The following is a 21,190-nucleotide window of genomic DNA, read 5'->3' as shown; positions in this document are numbered from 1 at the left end:
AATTAATCTTCTAATGCGTTTTTAACAACGTCTCGGGCTACTTCAATTTTATATTTTTTGCCTTTCATTTTTTCATCCTTAATATTTTGAAGTAATGGCGCAACTTTAGCATATTTAACTGCTGCAAATGATACGAAATCTTTAACTTCAATTAAACCTAAGTCGCCTTTTTCTAATTTTCCTTTTTGAGAAAAGAAACCTAAAATATCTACTTTATTTAATTTATTTTTCTTACCACCACTAATGTAAATCGTTTTAAATTCTGGTGGTTTTGGGATGACACTATAGTTTGACACATCAATTTTTTTCATATCATAATCAATGTAATCTACTTTTTTCTCACTTTCGTGAATAATAATGTATGCTGTTCCAGATGCCATCATACGTGCGGTACGACCATTTCTGTGGGTAAACTCATCTACTTTTGAAGGTAAATGATAATGAATTACATTTTTCATTTCTGGAATATCTAAACCACGAGCACCTAAATCGGTTGTAATTAAATATGAAATACTGCCATTTCTAAACTGAATTAACGCTCTTTCACGTTCTTCTTGTTCTAATCCTCCGTGATAAAATACAGAGAAAATGCCTTTGTCATTTAAATAATCACTAATTCGTTCTACTGCTTCTCTATGATTACAGAAAATAATTGCATTCTGAGATTTCAAAGAACAGATTAAATGAAATAAAGAATTAACCTTATCTTTCTCTTTAGAAATCACCAATTTAAAATCTAAATTAGTTTCTGTTTTTTTCTTATCAATATAATTTAAAACATTCGGATTTTCAATTCTGGTATATTTTGGAACTTCCACTCCATCTGTTGCCGAAACTAAAATTCGCTTTTCTAAATTAGTTAATTTCCCTATGATGAAACGCATTTCTTCGTGAAATCCTAATTGTAATGATTTGTCAAATTCATCTAAAACTAGGGTTTTTATGTATTTTGGATCAAAGGTTTCTCTTTCTAAATGATCTGCTAATCTTCCAGGAGTACCAATTAATACAGCTGGTGGATTGCTTAAATTTTTAATTTCTGTTTCAATGGAATGCCCGCCATAACAAATATTAACTTTAAAAGTAGTGGCCATTTTTTTCCAAACTTGTTCAATTTGTAATCCTAATTCACGTGAAGGCACAATAATCATACATTGTACTTTATTGTTGTCATCTTCTAAAAGTTGAAAAATCGGCAATAAAAAAGCCAACGTTTTACCTGAACCCGTTGGTGAAAGTAGCACCACATCAGAATCAATTAATATTGATGTTTCTGCAGCTACCTGCATTTTATTTAAACTTTCGATACCTAAATTCAAAAGTATGTTGTTGGAATGTAAATTTTTATTCATGCCGCAAAGGTAGTTTTTAATTTGTCATTATTCAATTATACGATATACTGAATAGTTATATTGATTTTTGAAATTGATTTTTGAAATTTAAATTGACATTGAAAATGCCATTTAAAATTCTTACTTTTGAAATTCAAATATTCAATTATGCGTTATATTCTACTCTTTGTTTTTTCTTGTTTATCGGTAACTGCTCAAAATAATTTGTTAACTCCTTACGAAAAAGGAAATAAAAATCAATCTACTACGTATGAAGATTGTATCTCCTTTTATCAATTGTTAGCTGCTAAATCAGATAAAATTGAAATGCGAACTATGGGACTAACAGATAGTGGAAAACCATTACACATAATAATATTTTCTGAGAATAGTAATTTTACTTTCAATCAAAACAAAGCCGTTTTATTAATCAATAACGGTATTCATCCTGGAGAACCTGACGGAATTGATGCTACTATGATGTTGATGCGAGATTTGTCAAATGCAAAAATAAAAGTACCAAAAAATACGATAGTCGTTGCTATTCCAGTGTATAATATTGATGGGATGTTGAATAGAAATTCGTTTTCTCGAGCCAATCAAAACGGACCTGAAGCATACGGATTTAGAGGAAATGGTAGAAATTACGATTTAAATAGAGATTTTATAAAATCGGATACTCGAAATTCAAGAAGTTTTCAAGAATTATTTCATAAAGTTAATCCTGATGTTTTTTTAGATAATCACGTTTCAAATGGCGCCGATTATCAATATACTTTTACTTGTATTGCTACACAACACGAACGTTTAGGTGAGAAATTAGGCAACTTTTTCAAAAATGAAATGTATCCAGAAATGGTAAACGACATGCAAAAAAAGAAAATTGACGTAATTCCGTATGTGAATATTCACGGTGCAAAACCTGATTTAGGTTACGAACAATTTACAGATACGCCACGTTATGCCACAGGTTATACTACGTTATTTAATACGTTAGGATTTGTACCTGAAACACATATGTTGAAACCCTACAAAGACCGTGTAAAAACAACGTATGAATTTATGGTGACAGCTATAATTTATACCGATACGAATTGGGAAAAAATCAAACAAGTAAGAAAAGCCAATTTGGAAGATTTTAAATCAGGAAAACAATATCCATTAAGTTGGGTAATTGATTCTACAAAAGTATCTTATATGGATTTTAAAGGATATGAAGGTGGTTACAAACCAAGTGATATATCTGGAAAAGATAGATTGTTTTATGATAGAAATAAACCTTTTACAAAGAAAATACCTTTCTATGGAAATTACAAACCAACAAAATTTGTTACTATTCCTAAGTATTACGTAGTACCACAAAGTCAATGGCAAATTATAGAATTACTGAAATTGAATAACATAGAAATGACACAAATTTCTCAAAATGAAACTTTTGAGGTAGAAATTTATAAGATTGACACCTATCAAACTGGTAAAAATGCTTATGAAGGACATTATGGACATTATAATACTACCGTTACAAAAAATGTAGAGAAAATAGAATTTAGAGCCGGCGATTATAAAATTTCAACGAATCAGTTTGGGGTGAAATATATTTTAGAAACCTTAGAACCAGAAGCCGTAGATTCGTACTTTAATTGGAATTTTTTCGATACGATTTTACAACAAAAAGAAGGTTATTCCAGTTACGTTTTTGAAGATGTTGCAAAACAAATTTTAGATGAAAATCCAACATTAAAACAAGAATTTGAAACTAAAAAACAAACCGACAAAGCTTTCGCAGAAAATGGCGGAGATCAACTATACTGGGTGTACAAACATTCAAAATACTTTGAAAAAGAGTTTATGCGTTATCCTGTTTATAGAGTGAATTGATAATTAGACAATTTTCAATTATTAATGTGCCAATTTTATAAATTTTAATTTTAATCGGCACATTGACTTATTTTCCAATTGACATATTAGAATACTCGCTTTCAAACAACAATTTAATATTTTCATAGGAATTCCCTAAAGTAACCTCAATATCTGAAGGTTTAATCCATACTGCTTTGGAGATGCCTTCTTTTTCTTGTGGGCAAGTTGCTCCTGTAAAATTGGTTTGCATTTTAAACCAATATGTAATTTTCAGTTTAAAAACGCCATTACGTTTAAACACATGATAGGTTTTTTGTAATTTTTCTATAATTTTTAAACCTGAAACACCTGTTTCTTCCTCTACTTCACGCATAGCGGCATTTTCCATCGTTTCGTCTTTTTCAACGCCTCCTTTTGGTAAATCCCATTTACCGTTTCTAAAAATAAACAAAACATCGCCATCAGCGTTAAAAACTAAACCACCACCTGCTTTTGCTACAGGGATTTTAGATTTCAAAGTCTTCATAATTAACTTTTCATCTGAGTGATATAAGTAGGCACTTTGTATTTTATTCAAAAATAATTCTGAGATTACTTTTGGAATATTTACTGTTTCTAACAGATAAATTTTGAAATTTGTTTCCTTTTCAATTTTATTTGTTAAAAAAAGTGGTTTCTCGTTTACAAAAACTTTATACATTTGCAATATGATATTTAATAACAACACAGCACAACAAACAGCCGAATTGCTTTTACAAATAAACGCAATTAAATTAGAAACAAAAAATCATTTTACATGGGCTTCTGGCTGGAAAAGTCCAATTTATTGTGATAACCGCGTAATTCTTTCATTTCCAGCGGTTAGAAATTATATTAAAGATGAATTTGTAAAGCAAATTGAAGCCAAATTTGGTCGTCCAGATGTCATTGCAGGTGTAGCAACTGGTGCAATTGGTATCGGAATCTTAGTAGCAGAAGCTATGGGATTGCCTTTTGTATATGTTAGACCAGAAGCAAAAAAGCACGGAAGACAAAATCAGGTAGAAGGTTTTTTACAAAAAGGTCAGACCGTAATTGTAGTAGAAGATTTAATTTCAACGGGTGGAAGTAGTTTAATGGCAGTTGAAGCTTTACGCAATGAAGGCGCTAATGTAAAAGGAATGGCCGCTATTTTTACATACGGATTTCCTATTTCTGAAGAAAAAATTGCAGCAGCAAAATTAGACGTATATACATTAAGTAATTACGAAAACTTAATTGAAAAAGCGGTTGAGAAAAAATATGTTTCAGAAGAAGAATTAGAAACGCTTAAATCTTGGAATAGCAATCCGAGCGAATGGGGAAAATAGTTTTAATTAACGATTTACGAATTTATATTTTCGAATTATTATAATAAAAAAACGTCTCGAATTATCGAGACGTTTTTTTGTTTTATATAATATTAAACCAACTGAATACCTTCGTTATTGATATCAATTAATTTTTGTTTATATAAACTTCCAATGGCTTTTTTAAATGTTTTTTTACTCATTTTTAAAACCGATTTAATTTCTTCTGGATGACTGTTATCATTCAATCGTAAAACGCCATCATTTTGTTTTAATGCTTCTAACACTTGCTGTGCGGAATCGTCTATGGCTTCAAAACCTTGCTTTTGAAAGGAAACGTCTATTTTTCCATCAGGGCGAATGGTTTTAATGTAGCCTTTGGTTTTATATCCTGGAGAAACGGTTTCAAATACTTCATTTTGATAGGCCAATCCTCTAAATTTTCCGTTGATAATTACATTAATTCCAATTTCTGTAATGTGAGAAACCATTAAATCCACTTCCTGTCCTACCTCAATATCTAAAGGTTCTTTATCTAAAAACTGATTGATTTTACTTGACGCCGCTAACCTACCCGTTTGTTTGTCTAAATACATCGTTACAATATAACGCTTGTCTTTTTCCATTGGTCGGGCTTGTTCTTTAAAAGGAGCAAACAAATCTTTCTCCATTCCCCAATTTAAAAAGGCACCGAATTTATTAATGTAACTTACTTTTAAAACGGCAAACGAATTTAAAGAAATAAACGGCTTTAAAGTCGTTGCAACTGGACGTTCTTCGTGATCTAAATATACAAAAACCGTTAAATCTTCTCCTATTGTAAAATCATTTGGAACATATTTATTTGGTAATAAAACATCGTCTTTTCCATTGGTAAGAAACAAACCTACTTTTGTTTCTCTATCTATTTTTAATGTGTGATACACACCTATTTGTAACATATTATGGTTTTATTATTAAAAGCGATGGCGTGTTATTTAACCACACACTTCTTGTATCTATTAGTTTTTTCCAACTATCAATACTCATGATTAATAAATCTTGTTCTTTCAAGAAATCTTTCTCTAATTTAGAAGAGTGAATCACTTTCACATTTTCGTGAGTAATTTTGTTATTTTCATTTACGATATCATACGTATCAAAAATTGAAATCTTAGCTTGTGAATTCTTTTTCAATAATTTTACGTAATCCAATAAAAATTGATCTTCATTATTAAATAAAATCACAGAAATATTTTCTGTTTTGGTAAGTTCTTTATCTACATAAATACCCAAAGGTACTTCTGTTTTGTTGATAATAGCTTGTGTTTTGTCATCAAAATAATTGACTTCAAACAACTTTTCTTTTCCTGTAAAGGTGTTTAATAAATTTTCAGGATTTATGATTTTGGAAGTAATCCCTAAAACTTTTCCTAAAAGTGTTCCTTCAAAAATAGACGAACCAATATTAATCAAAACTAAATTAAATTCACCTTTATTACTCACTTCTACAATATCCGAATCGATGTCACGCGACGCTTTAAAAAGTGTTTCAATATTTCGATTTAACTTGGTGGCTTCTTTTAATACAGGTTTAAAACTTTCACGTTCATATTCTTCAATCTTATACGGATTTACCTCATTTGTTGAGGAAATATACATTGCCGTAATGGATTGTTTTTCTTTTTCTAAACTAATGAAATTATTTGCAACTTTTAACAACGGTTTTCCATCTTCCGGATTTTCAAATGAAACCAACACTTTATATTCTAAATTATCTGATGTGTTAGGGATACTATTTTTTCTTGGTTTGAAAATTAAGTCAATTAAATTTAAAGCGGGACCTGTCATAAAAGTGGTTGCCAATGCCATAATCACCATCATAGCAAAAACTTCTTTGGTTAATACGCCTAAATCATATCCAATATTTAGCACAACAAGTTCCATTAAACCACGCGTATTCATTAAGGCTCCAATGGTTAAACTGTCGCGCCAATTTTGACCTACAAATTTTGCAGCTAAAGCACTTCCAATAAACTTACCTACTACAGCAACAACAATAATTAACCCACAAACTTTCCATAATTCAGGGCTGTTTAGTAAGCCAATTTCTGTTCTTAAACCTGTAAATACAAAGAATAATGGCAATAATACTACCAAAGAAACATCTTCAATTTTTTCAATGAACATTTTTCTAAACTTCATATTATCTGGCATGATAACACCCGCTACAAAAGCACCAAATAATGCGTGAATTCCAATTATTTCAGTTAAATAAGAAGATATTAATAAGGTTAAAAAGAAAATGGCTACTACAGGCTTTGTTATTTTCTCAGCAGTATCGTACAAGTTTCCAATTCGTCGTAAAAATGGACGAACCAATTTTATCATAGCTACAACATAAATGAAAGATAGCACTATAATATATAAAGAACTTGTTATAGAACCCGCTTTTACAATTGCAATAACACCAGCTAATAAACACCAAGCGGTGATATCGTCTGCTGCAGCACAAGTAATTACCATAGCGCCAATTCTTGTTTTTTGCAACCCACGTTCTTGTACAATTCGTGCTAAAACTGGAAATGCAGTTATACTCATTGCAATACCTAAAAACAATCCGAAAGATATAAATTCAATTCCTTTTGGTGCAAAATCGGTATAAATGGTATACGCTAATACTAATCCTAAAGTAAACGGAATAATGATACTTGCGTGACTAATAATTACAGCTTCTTTGGCTTTATTTCTTAATACTCTTAAATCCAATTCCATTCCTACAACGAACATAAAAAAGATTAAGCCAATTTGACTTAAAAATTTTAAATTATCTAATGATGTACTTGGAAATAATACATTTGAAAATTCAGGTAAATAACTGCCAAAAAATGAGGGTCCTAAAACGATACCTGCAATAATTTCCCCAATTACAGAAGGCTGTCCGATTTTTTTACAAATCATCCCGAAAAATCTGGCAACTAAAATTATTGTTACAATTTGTGCTAATAAAATAGCCAAAGGATGGGTAAGGTTATGATGCAAAGAATCCAAAAACTCCTGATAATATGAATTTTCAGTTGAAGCTACTTTTAATACATCAGATTTTTCTAATAATTTTCCGTTTTTAATTGTCCAATAAATTAAAGCTGAAAATATTCCTACAACAAGTAGGTAAAAAAAACTATTTTTATAATTCTTCATTAAGCACCTTTGCTAAATTTAATTTTCAATAGGACCCTCCCATTGTGAAATTCCGCCAACTAGGTTATATACGTTTTCAAAACCTAATTGTTTCATAATACCACACGCTTGGGCACTTCTCCCTCCAGCTAAGCAATATACAAAATACGTTTTATCTTTATCTAATTCTTCTACTTGGTAAATAAAACCTTGTCCTTTATATATGTCAATATTTATGGATTCAGGAATGTATCCGTTTGCCACTTCTTCTTCGGTTCTTACATCTAAAATAACTGCGTTTTCAGTAGTTAAAAAACCTTCCCACCACTCTTTTTGCTCTAAATTCATATACGTATAATTTTCCTCAAATTTACAACAAGAATTCAGATATAAAAATTTATTTTTTAGCGTAAACCTATAATTATCATAATTTATTATAAATTTTAAAATTTAACATTAATTTAATAACGTTTGTATATACAAATAAAAATATTTGTTATACATTTGTAGCTACAAATAAAGAAGTAATGAAAATTGAAGATGAAATAAAAAGTACCGTAGAATTATCTTTAGCCAAAAAAGTAATTTTAAATTTATCTTTTTCAAGAAGCATTGTTGCTGATCGTTTTTTAGAAATATTAAAACCATTTGATTTATCAAGCGAACAATATAACGTGTTACGTATTTTGAGAGGTCAGAAAGGAAAACCAGCTAACATGTCGGTAATTCAAGAACGTATGATTTCTAAAAATAGCAATACTACACGTTTGGTTGATAAATTAATTGTAAAAGAATTCGTAATTCGAAAAATTTGTCCGTCAAACAAAAGAAAAATGGAAATTACAATTACAGAAAAAGGACTTCTTATTTTAGAAAAATTAGACCCAATTGTAATTGAACATGAAAATAATTTAGCAAGTAATTTAACAATCGAAGAGTTAACCCAATTAAATAATTTATTAGAAAAATACAGAAATTAATTATGAGCACATTTATTGAAAATCAGAATTGGCGTTACGCTACCAAAAAATTTAATAGCGAAAAGAAAATCTCTAATTCCGATTTAGAAATTTTAAAAGAGGCTATTCAATTATCTTCTTCTTCATATGGTTTACAACCGTATAAAGTTTTAATTATCGAAAACGAAGAAATTAGAAAACAATTACAACCGGCTTCTTGGGGACAAAGTCAAATTACAGATGCTTCTCACCTATTTGTTTTTGCAAGTGAAACTAATGTAGATGCAGAGTATATTACTAGATATGCAGATAACATGGCGAAGACAAGAAACATTCCATTTGATAGCGTAAAAGGATATGCTGATTTTATGATTGGAAATATTTCTACTTTAACTCCAGAAAAACAATTGATTTGGGCGCAAAAGCAAGCCTATTTAGCATTAGGGAATTTATTAAATGCGGCAGCTGAATTAAAAATAGATGTGACACCAATGGAAGGATTTCTTCCTGAACAATATAACGAAATTTTAGGTTTAACAGAAAAAGGATTACACGCTACATTAGTAGCTACAATTGGTTACAGACATGATGAAGATGACACACAACATTATGCAAAAGTAAGAAAACCAATTACAGAATTATTTGAAACAATTTAATAACTAAATATTTAACAAACATGAGAAATTTAAAAACAATTGCAGTAGCATTAGTAACATTGGTAACATTTACAGTAAATGCACAACAAACAAAAAAAATCGATGCAGCAAAAAGCGGTATCGTTTGGACAGGTAAAAAAGTAACAGGTTCGCACACAGGAACTATCGGTTTACAAAGTGGTGCTTTAGTATTTGATGGAAAAGTATTAAAAGGTGGAACATTTACTGTTGACATGACTACAATTAATACAACCGACTTAAAACCAGGTCAAGGAAAAGAAAGCTTAGATAAACATTTAAAAGCGGAAGACTTTTTTGGTGTTGAAAAACATAAAACGGCTAATTTAGTATTCAAAACAATTAGTGGTAAAGGAAATGGTTTATATACTGTAACTGCTGATTTAACTATCAAAGGGATTACAAAACCAATTACTTTTGATATAACAGTTAAAGGAAACACTGCTACAACTACACTAAAAGTTGATAGAACAAAATACGATATCAAATACAATTCTGGTTCATTTTTCTCAGATTTAGGAGACAAAACAATTAGTGATGAATTTGAATTAAAAGTAAACTTAGTTTGGTAATTATCAAATTATAGAAACAAAAAAAAGCCAGAATAAATATTCTGGCTTTTTTATTTTAACTATGTTTTATTATTTAGAAAGCGGTCCTGCGGATTTTTTTTCCAAAATACTTTTTTCTTCTTTTACTAAAACTGTTCCTTTTATTCGTAAGGCAACCATTCCGTTTTCTTTATTAACCGCATTGGTATCAACAGTAATTGTTTTACTAATAGGCCCTGGATTCATATTGTATTGTACTTCAATAACACCCGTTTTACCTGGAGCAATTGGTTCTGTTGGTTTAGTAGGCACCGTACATCCACAACTACTTTTCGCATCTTTAATAATTAAAGGCATATCACCCGTATTGGTAAATTCAAAAGTTCTTTTTCCTGAATCTACACCTTTATAAACGTCACCATAATTAATGGTTTCTTCTTTGAATTCAATTTTTGCACCACTTTGTGCATAAGCTGATAAACTGGTTATCATTAAACCTAAAATAAGTACTACCTTTTTCATTTTATATTAATTTGAGAATTGTAAAAATATGTTATTTAAACTAACTAACAAAAAGTAAATACATTTTTTTTATTCTGTTTTATATAATTACTTTTGCAGATAGATTTCAAAAAGTATACCAAAAGACGCAATTACTTACAATTAATACAATATAAATGATACCAGCCCAATTTGACGCCAAATCCGTAGAACAAAAATGGTACGACTATTGGATGAAAAACAACTATTTTCATTCTACTCCAGACCATCGTACACCCTATACTATTGTAATTCCTCCACCAAACGTAACTGGAGTATTACATATGGGGCATATGTTGAATAACACTATTCAAGATGTGTTAATTCGTCGTGCGCGATTAAAAGGTTTCAATGCATGTTGGGTTCCTGGTACCGACCACGCTTCTATTGCTACTGAAGCAAAAGTAGTTGCGAAATTAAAATCGGAAGGGATTAATAAAGCAGATTTAACTCGTGAAGTATTCCTAAAACACGCATACGATTGGACTGACAAATACGGTGGAACAATCTTAGAACAACTAAAACAATTAGGATGTTCTTGTGATTGGGACCGAACAAAATTCACAATGGATCCAGATATGTCTGCTTCTGTAATTCGTTCGTTTGTAGATTTATATAATAAAGGTATGATTTACCGTGGTTACAGAATGGTAAATTGGGATCCGGAAGCAAAAACAACGTTGTCGGATGAAGAAGTAATTTTTGAAGAACGTCAAGGAAAATTATATTACATCAAATATCAAATCGAAAATTCTTCAGATTATTTAGTGGTTGCTACTACTCGACCTGAAACTATTTTCGGTGATACTGCTATTTGTATCAATCCAAATGATGAAAGACATTTCAATTTAAAAGGAAAAAAAGCTATTGTGCCTATTTCTGGAAAAATAATTCCAATTATTGAAGATGAATATGTCGATTTAGAATTCGGAACTGGATGTTTAAAAGTAACACCAGCTCACGATGTAAACGATAAAACTTTAGGTGACAAACACCAATTAGAAATCATTGATATTTTTAATGAAGATGCCACTTTAAACTCCTTCGGATTGCATTATGAAGGGAAAGATAGATTTGTAGTTCGTACAGAAATTGAAGCAGAATTAACTTCAATTAATGCTTTAGATAAAGTAGAACAATACACTAACAACGTTGGAACTTCTGAAAGAACGAAATGTGTTATCGAACCTCGTTTATCCGACCAATGGTTCCTAAAAATGGAAAATTTGGTTAAGCCAGCTATTCACGCGGTTTTAGAATCTGACGAAATAAAATTATATCCAAATCGTTTCAATAATACGTATGCACATTGGTTAAATAATATTCGCGATTGGAATATTTCTCGTCAATTGTGGTGGGGACAACAAATTCCAGCCTATTTCTATGGAGATGGTAAAGAAGATTTCGTTGTAGCGGAAACAAAAGAAGAAGCTTTAGTTTTAGCTCAACAAGCAACAAACAATAAACAATTAACTATAAACGATTTAAAGCAAGATGCTGATGCACTTGATACTTGGTTTTCTTCTTGGTTATGGCCAATGGCTGTTTTCGGTGGAATTATGGATCCAGAAAATAAAGATTTCAAATACTATTACCCAACTAACGATTTAGTTACAGGTCCTGATATTTTATTCTTTTGGGTGGCACGTATGATTATTGCAGGTTATGAATACGCCGATGCAAAACCGTTTAAAAATGTATATTTAACAGGATTAGTTCGTGATAGCCAGGGTCGAAAAATGTCTAAATCATTAGGGAATTCTCCTGAACCACTTGGTTTAATTGAAAAATTTGGAGCTGATGGTGTTCGTGTAGGACTATTATTAAGTGCGTCTGCAGGAAATGATATTTTATTTGATGAAGAATTATGCAATCAAGGAAAAGCGTTTACCAATAAAATATGGAATGCATTTAAATTGATTAAAGGTTGGGAAGTGTCTGAAACAATTCCACAACCAGAATCTTCAAAAGTAGCCATTGAATGGTACGAAGCAAAACTGCAACAAACCTTATTAGAAATTGAAGATAATTTTGAAAAATATAGATTATCGGAAGCTTTAATGGCAACTTACAAGCTAGTTTGGGACGATTTCTGTTCTTGGTTCTTAGAAATGATTAAGCCTGCTTATCAACAACCGATTGATAAAGCTACTTTTGACAAAGCTATTGAAATGTTGGAAAATAATTTAAAATTATTACATCCATTTATGCCTTTCTTAACGGAGGAAATTTGGCAACACATTACAGAAAGAACACCAGAACAAGCTTTAATTGTTGCGGAATATCCGAAAATGACTTCTGTAAATACTGCTTTAATTGCTGATTTCGATTTTGCTACCGATGTTATTTCTGGAATTAGAACGATTAGAAAAGATAAAAATATTCCATTTAAAGATGTAATTGAATTACGAGTAGTGAATAATGAAAAAGCGTCGAATTATTTCGATTCAATCATTATGAAATTAGGAAACATTACCGACTTAAAATATGTTACTGAAAAAGTAGATGGTGCGTTATCGTATCGAGTAAAATCTAACGAATATTTTATTCCAATTACTGGAAATATTGATGTTGAAGCAGAAATTGCAAAATTAACGGAAGAATTAAATTACACGAAAGGTTTCTTAAAATCGGTTCAAGGTAAATTATCTAACGAGAAATTTGTAGCGGGTGCACCTGAACAAGTAATAGCTAACGAACGCAAAAAAGAAGCCGATGCTTTAGCAAAAATTGCAACGATTGAGCAAAGTATTGCTGGATTGAAGTAAAAAACTTAATAAAAGTAAAAAGCCGATTTTCAACTGAAAATCGGCTTTTTTTATTTGTATTATTATCAATTTCTAATCATTCATTGAAATCAAAAATTCTTCGTTATTTTTAGTACGTTTGATACGAGATTCGATAAATTCCATTGCTTCCACTGGATTCATATCCGATAAGTATTTTCGTAAAATCCACATATGTTGTAACGTTGATTTATCAAGTAATAAATCATCACGACGCGTACTTGAAGAAACCAAATCGATAGCTGGGAAAATACGTTTGTTAGATATTTTTCTATCCAATTGCAATTCCATATTACCTGTTCCTTTAAATTCTTCGAAAATTACTTCGTCCATTTTAGAACCGGTTTCTGTTAATGCAGTGGCGATAATACTTAACGATCCGCCATTTTCAATATTACGAGCCGCTCCAAAGAAACGTTTTGGTTTTTGTAAAGCATTAGCATCTACTCCTCCACTCAACACCTTTCCAGATGCAGGTTGACACGTATTATATGCTCTTGCTAAACGGGTTATCGAATCTAATAAAATTACTACATCGTGTCCGCATTCTACCAAACGTTTTGCTTTTTCTAAAACAATGTTTGCCACTTTTACGTGACGGTCTGCTGGTTCATCAAACGTAGAAGCAATTACTTCGGCACGCACACTTCGTTGCATATCGGTAACTTCTTCTGGACGTTCGTCAATTAGTAAAACGATTAAATATACTTCAGGATGATTGGCCGCAATAGAATTAGCAATATCCTTTAATAACATTGTTTTACCGGTTTTTGGTTGTGCCACAATCATAGCACGTTGTCCTTTACCAATTGGCGAGAACATATCAATAATTCGAGTAGATATAGATGTGTTTTTTCCTGATAAATTAAATCGTTCTTCCGGGAAAAGTGGTGTTAAATGTTCAAATGAAACTCGGTCTCGTATGACTTGTGGGTCATGTCCGTTAATTTTTGATACGCGAACCAAAGGAAAAAATTTCTCTCCTTCTTTTGGAGGGCGAACCACACCTTTTACAGTATCTCCCGTTTTCAATCCAAATAATCGCACTTGTGATTGTGATAAATAAATATCATCTGGAGAGGCTAAATAATTATAATCCGAAGAACGTAAGAAACCATATCCGTCTGGCATCATTTCTAAAACCCCTTCACTTTCAATAATTCCATCAAATTCAAAATCCGATTCACGAAAGTTTTTATTCCCGTTGTTTTTTGCAAACTTCGGATTGTTGTTCTTTTTGAAATTGGGATTGGTATTGGTTTTTTCTTGCTCTGTAGTTTCAGATTTTATTTCTTCAGTAGTATTTTCTGAATTGTTTTCAACGACTTCTTTAGGTTGTTGGCTGTACGATTCAGATTTTTTTTCTGCATCTAAATCAAAAGAAGCGGCTTCTTTCTCTCTATTTGTAGGCTTTACAACCACTTTTTTTATACGAGCACGTTGTGTTTTCGCTTCATTATCTGAAGTTTCGTTTGTGTTTGTTTTCTCAACTGCTTCTTCAATAACTTTAGATACAGGAGTTGATTTTTTTACTGGTTTAGAAACTTGAGTTGGTGCTTCAGATGCATTTTGTAAATCTAATATTTGAGTAATTAATTCGTCTTTTTTTAAAGTTTTGAATTTTTGAATATTAGCTACTTTGGCAATTTCTTGCAAATCAGAGAGTTTCATCCCTTTTAGTGTAGATGTGTCAAACATAAATGTTGATTGATTTTTTTAATCTTAATATAATAAAAAAACTGTGATGAGATTTTTTTTGCTTTTTTAAAGTATCGTATATGAAGTACTTACGATTATTTGATGCAATAATACGAATATTTTATTATAAAACAATAGTTTTTTAAAAAAGAAAACTTATTTTTGTTCTAATAAAAATTAAAAATGTTACAAAGAATTCAAACGATATATTTGTTACTGTGTGTACTGATTTCTGGTGTACTTCCATTTTTTATTAATATTTGGACTACAGAAAATAAATTAGAGGTATATGCAGATTCTAATACCATTTATATTGGATTGTTATTAATTTCAGCTATATTAGCGGTTCTAAGTATTTTTAGTTTCAAAAAAAGACAAAACCAGTTTGTGTTAAACAGACTGAATATGATATTAAACTTTATTATAATAGGATTATTAGTATATCATTCACTAAGTCTATCTGGAGAAGCGAAAGTTTCTGAGAAGGGTATTGGGATGCTTCTACCAATTTTTTCTATCGTTTTTCTTGCTTTGGCTAACAGAGCAATTAAAAGGGACGAAGATCTCGTAAAATCTGTGGACAGAATACGATAAACCTATCATCTTAGCTTATTAGTGCGTAGAAAATCCGTTTTGAGAAATCAAAGCGGATTTTCGTTTTTTACCACTTCTCTAAACTTCGTAAATCGTAAATCTTAAATCGTAAATCTTAAATCGTAAATACTATTTACTTGTCTCCTATTTCAATAATCTCCAAACTTTGAATCTTATCGCCATCAATTTCAAAACGTAGCATTGTTCTTTTTTGATGAAACCCTGAAATACCTGCAGCACCCGGATTCATATGCAAACAATTGAGCTTTTTATCGAACATTACTTTTAATATATGTGAATGCCCGCAAATAAATAACTTGGGTGGATTTTGAGTAATTTCCTCTCGAATAGCTGGACTATATTTTCCGGGATAGCCTCCAATATGAGTAATTAGAACTGATACACCTTCACATAAAAATCGGTTATTTAAAGGAAACTCCAAACGTGCTTCATGATTGTCAATATTTCCAAAAACTGCTCGTAAAGGCTTAAGCTTTTTAATAGTATCGGTAACTTTTAAATCGCCAATATCACCCGCGTGCCATACTTCATCAGCTAATTTTACATATTTTAAAATCGTATCGTCAATATGACTATGCGTATCTGAAAGGAGTAATATTTTTTTCATTTAATAAGAGTTTCTATGTTACAGAGTAACTAAGCTGCAAAGTTGACAAAAAAATATAGTTTATTGTTTATTTTTAAGAAAACATTGAATATAATAATTCAAATTCTTAGTAACTTTGCAGCTCAGAAACTTAGAAACTAAAATATAATTGAGATACTTCATTGAATTTGCATATAACGGAAAAGAATATTTTGGGTTTCAAATACAACCGAATGCCATTTCAATACAAGAAACTTTAGATACGGCTTTATCTTTAGTACTTCGAGATAAAATTGAAATTGTTGGCGCAGGAAGAACCGATTCTGGTGTACATGCTAAGCAAATGTTTGCCCATTTTGACACAGAAATTGAATTTGACATTCCTACTACTATTCAAAAGCTAAATTCATTTTTACCAAAAGATATTGCTATTTTTAATATTATTGAAGTACAACCTGATGCACACGCGCGATTTGATGCCATTAGTAGAACATACGAATATCATATCACTACATTTAAAGATGTTTTTAATGCTGATGGAAGTTGGAAAGTACATCATAATTTAGATTTAAATTTGATGAATGACGCCTGCAAAATATTATTTGAATATACTGACTTTGAATGCTTTTCTAAAATTCATACCGATGTAAAAACCTTTAATTGCAAGATTTCAGAAGCACATTGGCAACAAAACGGAAATCAGATTATTTTTACCATTACTGCCGATAGATTTTTACGAAATATGGTACGAGCTATTGTTGGAACGCTAATAAATGTGGGTATTCATAAAACATCTTTATCCGATTTTAGAACCATTATTGAAAGTAAAAACCGAAATAATGCTGGTTTTTCTGTTCCAGCTCACGGATTGTATTTAACAAAAGTAAAATATCCATATATTTAGCCTTCAAAAATTATAAGCCAAATGAGCGTTTTAAAATCATCTTCTTTTAAAAAATTAATGCGTTATGCTATTCCTTTTAAAAGTAAACTTTTTTCGGTAGCATTTTGGGCTATATTTTTAGCCATAGTCGCAGGCTTACGTCCGTTAATATTAAATATTACTATTGATAAATATTTTGTTACTGCCAACAAAGAAACCAATGTCATTCAAGATTATTTTTTAGACCTAATTAGCAATATATTAATTGAAGGAAATGCTTCATATAATATAAAAGTATTGGTAGCCATTATGTTTTTAATACTACTTCTAGAAGTAGTAGCACAATACTTTTTTGTTTTTATTTCAAGTTGGTTAGGCCAAGATATTGTAAAAGTAATTCGTGAAAAATTATTTGCACATTTAGCCAGTTTCAAAATTAAATATTACGATAATGAACCAGTTGGTAAGTTAATTACACGATGTGTGTCCGATATTGAGAACATTGCAAGTATATTTAGTCAAGGTTTGTTTATGATTATTAGTGACGTATTAAAAATGCTAATCGTACTGATTTTTATGTTAGTAATCAATTGGAAAATTACTTGTATAGTCTTGCTTATTATGCCTGTTATATTAATAGCTACAAATATTTTCAATAAAAAAATGAAAATAGCTTTTAACGAAGTACGAAATGAAGTGGCCAACTTAAACACCTTTATTCAAGAACGATTAACAGGAATGAAAATCGTGCAATTATTCAATAGAGAAAAAATTGAATTAGAAAAATTTAAGGAAATCAATCACAAACACAATAAAGCTTGGTTAAAAAACATTTTATACAATAGTATTTTCTTTCCAATTGCCGATATTGTTTCAAGTATTACATTAGGATTAGTTGTATATTTTGGTGCTATATTTATTATAAATGGCGACACCACTACCAGCGTAGGGCAACTAATTTCTTTTAATATGTATATTGCTATGTTATACACGCCGTTACGCCAAATTGCTGATAAATTTAATGTGATGCAAATGGGAATTGTAGCTGCAGACCGAGTTTTTGAAATTTTAGAATCCAATTCTGAAGTGCAAAACAACGGAACGATTGCTTCAGAAAAATTAAAAGGAAATATAAAATTTGAAAACGTAAGATTTAGTTATTTAAAAGAGGAAGAAATTTTAAAAGGAATTAATTTAGAAGTAAAAGCCGCAGAAACTATTGCTATTGTTGGAGCCACTGGTGCCGGTAAAACAACAATTATCAATTTACTGAATCGCTTTTACGAAATCGATTCTGGAAAAATATTAATTGACGACATCAATATTAACGATTTTACTTTAGAAACATTAAGAAATGAAATCGCTATGGTATTACAAGATGTATTCTTATTTGCCGATACCATTTATAATAACATTACGCTTTTTGATGAAAGCATCAAAAGAGAACAGGTATATGAAGCGGCCAAAAAAATTGGTGTTCACGATTTTTTAATGTCGTTACCTAACGGATATGATTATGATGTAAAAGAACGAGGCGTGATGTTATCTTCTGGACAACGTCAATTAATTGCCTTTTTACGAGCATATATTAGCAATCCAAGTATACTAATTTTGGATGAAGCCACTTCATCAATTGACTCTTACTCGGAAGAATTAATTCAAAAAGCAACACTTACATTAACCCAAGGAAGAACGTCTATTATCATTGCGCACCGTTTGGCAACTATTGTAAATGCGGATACTATCATAGTAATGGACAAAGGTATAATTGTTGAAAAAGGCAAACACAATGAATTAGTTCAACTTGAAAATGGTTTTTATAAAAAGTTATATGAAGCCCAATTTGAAAAAACATTGGACTTTTTCCTTTTCCCTATTAACTAAAAAAAATACATAAAAAATAAATAAATATTTACTAATTTCGCAACAAGAATATTAAGATACAAAACACAAAAAAAATGAAATACGATATTATAGTTTTAGGAAGTGGTCCTGGTGGATATGTTACAGCAATTAGAGCCTCACAATTAGGATTTAAAGTTGCCGTAATTGAAAAAGAAAATTTAGGTGGGGTATGTTTAAATTGGGGGTGTATTCCAACAAAAGCCTTACTGAAATCTGCTCAAGTTTTCGATTATTTAAAACACGCTGCCGACTACGGATTAAAAGTAGATAACGTAGATAAAGATTTTAATGCTGTGGTTGCCCGTTCACGTAATGTGGCAGGTGGGATGAGCAAAGGTGTTCAGTTTTTAATGAAAAAAAATAAAATTGATGTTATTGATGGTTTTGGAAAAGTAAAACCAGGCAAAAAAATTGATGTAACTGCCGCTGATGGAAAAGTTACAGAATATTCTGCTGATAACATCATTATTGCCACTGGTGCACGTTCTCGTGAATTACCAAACTTACCACAAGATGGTGTTAAAGTAATTGGATACAGACAAGCAATGACATTACCAACGCAACCAAAATCTATGATTATTGTAGGTTCTGGAGCAATTGGAGTGGAATTTGCTCATTTTTATAACGCAATGGGAACGCAAGTTACTATTGTAGAATTTATGCCAAATATTGTACCTGTTGAAGACGAAGACATTTCAAAACAAATGGAACGTTCTATGAAAAAAGCAGGTGTGTCTATTATGACCAATTCATCTGTAGAAAAAATTGACACTTCAGGAAATGGCGTGAAAGCAACTGTAAAAACGGCTAAAGGTGAAGAAGTTATCGAAGCAGATATTTTACTTTCTGCAGTTGGTATCAAAACAAACATTGAAAATATTGGTTTAGAAGAAGTGGGTATTGCTACAGATAGAGATAAAATTTTAGTAAACGATTTCTACCAAACTAATGTTCCTGGATATTATGCTATTGGAGATATTACTCCTGGTCAGGCTTTAGCACACGTGGCGTCTGCTGAAGGAATTTTATGTGTAGAAAAAATAGCTGGAATGCATGTAGAACCATTAGATTATGGAAACATTCCAGGTTGTACGTATGCAACTCCTGAAATTGCTTCGGTTGGTTTAACTGAAAAAGCTGCTAAAGAAAAAGGTTATGATATTAAAGTAGGAAAATTCCCGTTCTCAGCTTCTGGAAAAGCAACTGCTGCAGGAACTACTGACGGATTTGTAAAAGTAATTTTCGATGCAAAATACGGAGAATGGTTAGGTTGTCATATGATTGGCGCAGGTGTTACTGATATGATTGCAGAAGCAGTTGTAGCAAGAAAACTTGAAACTACTGGGCATGAAATTTTAAAAACAGTTCACCCACACCCTACTATGAGTGAGGCCGTTATGGAAGCGGTTGCCGCTGCCTATGATGAAGTGATTCATATTTAAAATTTTCGATTTACGATTTTAGACTTTCGATAAAAAAAAACCGTCACGTTAAAACTTGACGGTTTTTTTTATATTTCAAACCTGACAGGTTTCAAAAACCTGTCAGGTTTAATTTCTTTAACTATATCCCAGCAATTACTTTCAGCTCTTTTACAAAACGTTCAGCTAAAACATCGGCTTCTTGTTGTGTTGGGGCTTCTGTATAAATTCTGATAATGGGTTCTGTGTTTGATTTTCTTAAATGCACCCATTCGGTAGCAAAATCAATTTTTACTCCATCTATAGTACTAATTTGCTCGTTTTTATAAGTTGTAGTTAACGTTTCTAAAATGGCATCCACATCGATTTGTGGTGTTAATTCAATTTTATTTTTACTCATATAATATTGCGGATAACTGGCACGTAATTCGGCAACCGTTTTATCTTGACCCGCTAAATACGTTAAAAACAAGGCTACACCAACCAAACTATCTCTACCGTAATGTAATTCTGGATAAATAATACCGCCATTTCCTTCACCACCAATAATGGCATTGGTTTTTTTCATCAATTCAACTACATTCACCTCACCTACTGCACTGGCTTGATAACTTCCATTGTGTTTTTCAGTAATGTCACGTAACGCACGAGACGAACTCATATTAGAAACGGTATTTCCTGGTGTTTTACTCAAAACATAATCGGCAACAGCCACTAACGTATATTCTTCACCAAACATTTCACCGTCATTTGAAATAAAAGCCAAACGATCCACATCCGGGTCAACTACTATTCCGAAATCGGCTTTTTCATCTAAAACTAGTTTACAGATATCCGTTAAATGTTCTTTTAATGGCTCTGGATTGTGTGGAAAATGTCCGTTTGGTTCGCAAT

The 21,190-nt window shown here is 31.2% G+C and carries 18 protein-coding genes and 1 pseudogene; 10 read left to right on the top strand and 9 right to left on the bottom strand.

The annotated features are described in order from the left end of the window. Nucleotides 1-2: 2 nt before the first annotated feature. Nucleotides 3-1,352 (bottom strand): DEAD/DEAH box helicase, encoded by a 1,350-nt coding sequence (locus ACIQZ1_RS07570; protein ID WP_396160374.1) that lies wholly within the window; start codon nucleotides 1,350-1,352, stop codon nucleotides 3-5. A gap of 147 nt (nucleotides 1,353-1,499) precedes the next feature. On the opposite strand from ACIQZ1_RS07570, the gene ACIQZ1_RS07565 reads away from it, so the two are divergent. Continuing rightward, nucleotides 1,500-3,209: a M14 family zinc carboxypeptidase gene (locus ACIQZ1_RS07565; protein WP_396160373.1), complete on the top strand. Its 1,710-nt coding sequence runs from the start codon at nucleotides 1,500-1,502 to the stop codon at nucleotides 3,207-3,209. A gap of 67 nt (nucleotides 3,210-3,276) precedes the next feature. Here the strand turns inward: ACIQZ1_RS07565 and ACIQZ1_RS07560 are convergent, their stop codons facing one another. Beyond that, nucleotides 3,277-3,891, bottom strand: a complete 615-nt coding sequence (locus ACIQZ1_RS07560) for an NUDIX hydrolase (protein WP_396160372.1) — start codon at nucleotides 3,889-3,891, stop codon at nucleotides 3,277-3,279. 7 nt (nucleotides 3,892-3,898) lie between these two features. On the opposite strand from ACIQZ1_RS07560, the gene pyrE reads away from it, so the two are divergent. Beyond that, complete coding sequence (pyrE, locus tag ACIQZ1_RS07555) at nucleotides 3,899-4,540, top strand: orotate phosphoribosyltransferase (RefSeq protein WP_396149633.1); 642 nt, start codon at nucleotides 3,899-3,901, stop codon at nucleotides 4,538-4,540. Between the two features lie 92 nt (nucleotides 4,541-4,632). On the opposite strand, the gene ACIQZ1_RS07550 is transcribed toward pyrE, so the two are convergent. The 3 genes from ACIQZ1_RS07550 to ACIQZ1_RS07540 are packed head-to-tail and all read right to left on the bottom strand — an operon-like array spanning nucleotide 4,633 to nucleotide 8,026. Next, complete coding sequence (locus tag ACIQZ1_RS07550) at nucleotides 4,633-5,460, bottom strand: S1 RNA-binding domain-containing protein (protein WP_396160371.1); 828 nt, start codon at nucleotides 5,458-5,460, stop codon at nucleotides 4,633-4,635. Between the two features lies 1 nt (nucleotide 5,461). Continuing rightward, nucleotides 5,462-7,699: a cation:proton antiporter gene (locus ACIQZ1_RS07545; protein ID WP_396160370.1), complete on the bottom strand. Its 2,238-nt coding sequence runs from the start codon at nucleotides 7,697-7,699 to the stop codon at nucleotides 5,462-5,464. Between the two features lie 18 nt (nucleotides 7,700-7,717). Then, nucleotides 7,718-8,026, bottom strand: a complete 309-nt coding sequence (locus ACIQZ1_RS07540; RefSeq protein ID WP_396160369.1) for a rhodanese-like domain-containing protein — start codon at nucleotides 8,024-8,026, stop codon at nucleotides 7,718-7,720. 179 nt (nucleotides 8,027-8,205) lie between these two features. Here ACIQZ1_RS07540 and ACIQZ1_RS07535 point away from each other — a divergent pair, with 179 nt between their 5' ends. From ACIQZ1_RS07535 to ACIQZ1_RS07525, 3 genes are read left to right on the top strand one after another with little or no spacing between them, the layout of a single operon-like run. Next, nucleotides 8,206-8,658, top strand: a complete 453-nt coding sequence (locus ACIQZ1_RS07535) for a MarR family winged helix-turn-helix transcriptional regulator (RefSeq protein WP_396160368.1) — start codon at nucleotides 8,206-8,208, stop codon at nucleotides 8,656-8,658. 2 nt (nucleotides 8,659-8,660) lie between these two features. Continuing rightward, nucleotides 8,661-9,293, top strand: coding sequence for an NAD(P)H-dependent oxidoreductase (locus ACIQZ1_RS07530; RefSeq protein ID WP_396160367.1), 633 nt, complete (start codon nucleotides 8,661-8,663; stop codon nucleotides 9,291-9,293). A 20-nt stretch (nucleotides 9,294-9,313) separates the two neighbouring features. Beyond that, nucleotides 9,314-9,883 carry a YceI family protein gene (locus ACIQZ1_RS07525; protein WP_396160366.1) on the top strand — a complete coding sequence of 190 codons (570 nt, stop codon included), beginning with the start codon at nucleotides 9,314-9,316 and terminating at the stop codon, nucleotides 9,881-9,883. A gap of 69 nt (nucleotides 9,884-9,952) precedes the next feature. Here the strand turns inward: ACIQZ1_RS07525 and ACIQZ1_RS07520 are convergent, their stop codons facing one another. Next, nucleotides 9,953-10,384 carry a DUF1573 domain-containing protein gene (locus ACIQZ1_RS07520; protein ID WP_396160365.1) on the bottom strand — a complete coding sequence of 144 codons (432 nt, stop codon included), beginning with the start codon at nucleotides 10,382-10,384 and terminating at the stop codon, nucleotides 9,953-9,955. A 155-nt stretch (nucleotides 10,385-10,539) separates the two neighbouring features. Between ACIQZ1_RS07520 and ACIQZ1_RS07515 the strand changes: the two genes are divergently transcribed. Further along, nucleotides 10,540-13,170 (top strand): valine--tRNA ligase, encoded by a 2,631-nt coding sequence (locus ACIQZ1_RS07515; protein WP_396160364.1) that lies wholly within the window; start codon nucleotides 10,540-10,542, stop codon nucleotides 13,168-13,170. A 72-nt stretch (nucleotides 13,171-13,242) separates the two neighbouring features. Here the strand turns inward: ACIQZ1_RS07515 and rho are convergent, their stop codons facing one another. Continuing rightward, nucleotides 13,243-14,886, bottom strand: coding sequence for a transcription termination factor Rho (gene rho / locus ACIQZ1_RS07510; RefSeq protein ID WP_396160363.1), 1,644 nt, complete (start codon nucleotides 14,884-14,886; stop codon nucleotides 13,243-13,245). Nucleotides 14,887-15,069: 183 nt separating this feature from the next. Here rho and ACIQZ1_RS07505 point away from each other — a divergent pair, with 183 nt between their 5' ends. Continuing rightward, nucleotides 15,070-15,480 (top strand): DUF4293 domain-containing protein, encoded by a 411-nt coding sequence (locus ACIQZ1_RS07505; protein ID WP_396160362.1) that lies wholly within the window; start codon nucleotides 15,070-15,072, stop codon nucleotides 15,478-15,480. A gap of 133 nt (nucleotides 15,481-15,613) precedes the next feature. Here the strand turns inward: ACIQZ1_RS07505 and ACIQZ1_RS07500 are convergent, their stop codons facing one another. Beyond that, nucleotides 15,614-16,108 carry a metallophosphoesterase family protein gene (locus tag ACIQZ1_RS07500; RefSeq protein WP_396160361.1) on the bottom strand — a complete coding sequence of 165 codons (495 nt, stop codon included), beginning with the start codon at nucleotides 16,106-16,108 and terminating at the stop codon, nucleotides 15,614-15,616. A gap of 148 nt (nucleotides 16,109-16,256) precedes the next feature. Between ACIQZ1_RS07500 and truA the strand changes: the two genes are divergently transcribed. The 3 genes from truA (at nucleotide 16,257) to lpdA (ending at nucleotide 20,317) form a co-directional block, all read left to right on the top strand. After that, complete coding sequence (gene truA, locus ACIQZ1_RS07495; RefSeq protein ID WP_396160360.1) at nucleotides 16,257-16,991, top strand: tRNA pseudouridine(38-40) synthase TruA; 735 nt, start codon at nucleotides 16,257-16,259, stop codon at nucleotides 16,989-16,991. Nucleotides 16,992-17,012: 21 nt separating this feature from the next. Next, nucleotides 17,013-18,854: an ABC transporter ATP-binding protein gene (locus tag ACIQZ1_RS07490; protein WP_396160359.1), complete on the top strand. Its 1,842-nt coding sequence runs from the start codon at nucleotides 17,013-17,015 to the stop codon at nucleotides 18,852-18,854. Between the two features lie 74 nt (nucleotides 18,855-18,928). Beyond that, entirely contained in the window at nucleotides 18,929-20,317 is a 1,389-nt protein-coding gene (lpdA, locus tag ACIQZ1_RS07485; protein ID WP_396160358.1) for a dihydrolipoyl dehydrogenase, read from the top strand. Between the two features lie 121 nt (nucleotides 20,318-20,438). Here the strand turns inward: lpdA and ACIQZ1_RS07480 are convergent. Next, a pseudogene (locus ACIQZ1_RS07480) lies at nucleotides 20,439-21,190 on the bottom strand (phosphoglucosamine mutase); the annotation flags it as partial.

Origin of the sequence: Flavobacterium sp. (assembly GCF_044341185.1) — a bacterium.
In the GTDB taxonomy this organism is placed as follows: Bacteria; Bacteroidota; Bacteroidia; order Flavobacteriales; family Flavobacteriaceae; genus Flavobacterium.
The sequence above is the reverse complement of the archived record's forward strand: the minus strand, read 5'-3'. Positions and strand labels throughout refer to the sequence as shown.

Coding starts and splice junctions, on each gene's coding strand:
- ACIQZ1_RS07570 (WP_396160374.1), bottom strand. CDS start 1,352: ATGAATAAAAATTTACATTCCAACAACATACTTTTGAATTTAGGTATC.
- ACIQZ1_RS07565 (WP_396160373.1), top strand. CDS start 1,500: ATGCGTTATATTCTACTCTTTGTTTTTTCTTGTTTATCGGTAACTGCT.
- ACIQZ1_RS07560 (WP_396160372.1), bottom strand. CDS start 3,891: ATGTATAAAGTTTTTGTAAACGAGAAACCACTTTTTTTAACAAATAAA.
- pyrE (WP_396149633.1), top strand. CDS start 3,899: ATGATATTTAATAACAACACAGCACAACAAACAGCCGAATTGCTTTTA.
- ACIQZ1_RS07550 (WP_396160371.1), bottom strand. CDS start 5,460: ATGTTACAAATAGGTGTGTATCACACATTAAAAATAGATAGAGAAACA.
- ACIQZ1_RS07545 (WP_396160370.1), bottom strand. CDS start 7,699: ATGAAGAATTATAAAAATAGTTTTTTTTACCTACTTGTTGTAGGAATA.
- ACIQZ1_RS07540 (WP_396160369.1), bottom strand. CDS start 8,026: ATGAATTTAGAGCAAAAAGAGTGGTGGGAAGGTTTTTTAACTACTGAA.
- ACIQZ1_RS07535 (WP_396160368.1), top strand. CDS start 8,206: ATGAAAATTGAAGATGAAATAAAAAGTACCGTAGAATTATCTTTAGCC.
- ACIQZ1_RS07530 (WP_396160367.1), top strand. CDS start 8,661: ATGAGCACATTTATTGAAAATCAGAATTGGCGTTACGCTACCAAAAAA.
- ACIQZ1_RS07525 (WP_396160366.1), top strand. CDS start 9,314: ATGAGAAATTTAAAAACAATTGCAGTAGCATTAGTAACATTGGTAACA.
- ACIQZ1_RS07520 (WP_396160365.1), bottom strand. CDS start 10,384: ATGAAAAAGGTAGTACTTATTTTAGGTTTAATGATAACCAGTTTATCA.
- ACIQZ1_RS07515 (WP_396160364.1), top strand. CDS start 10,540: ATGATACCAGCCCAATTTGACGCCAAATCCGTAGAACAAAAATGGTAC.
- rho (WP_396160363.1), bottom strand. CDS start 14,886: ATGTTTGACACATCTACACTAAAAGGGATGAAACTCTCTGATTTGCAA.
- ACIQZ1_RS07505 (WP_396160362.1), top strand. CDS start 15,070: ATGTTACAAAGAATTCAAACGATATATTTGTTACTGTGTGTACTGATT.
- ACIQZ1_RS07500 (WP_396160361.1), bottom strand. CDS start 16,108: ATGAAAAAAATATTACTCCTTTCAGATACGCATAGTCATATTGACGAT.
- ACIQZ1_RS07490 (WP_396160359.1), top strand. CDS start 17,013: ATGAGCGTTTTAAAATCATCTTCTTTTAAAAAATTAATGCGTTATGCT.
- lpdA (WP_396160358.1), top strand. CDS start 18,929: ATGAAATACGATATTATAGTTTTAGGAAGTGGTCCTGGTGGATATGTT.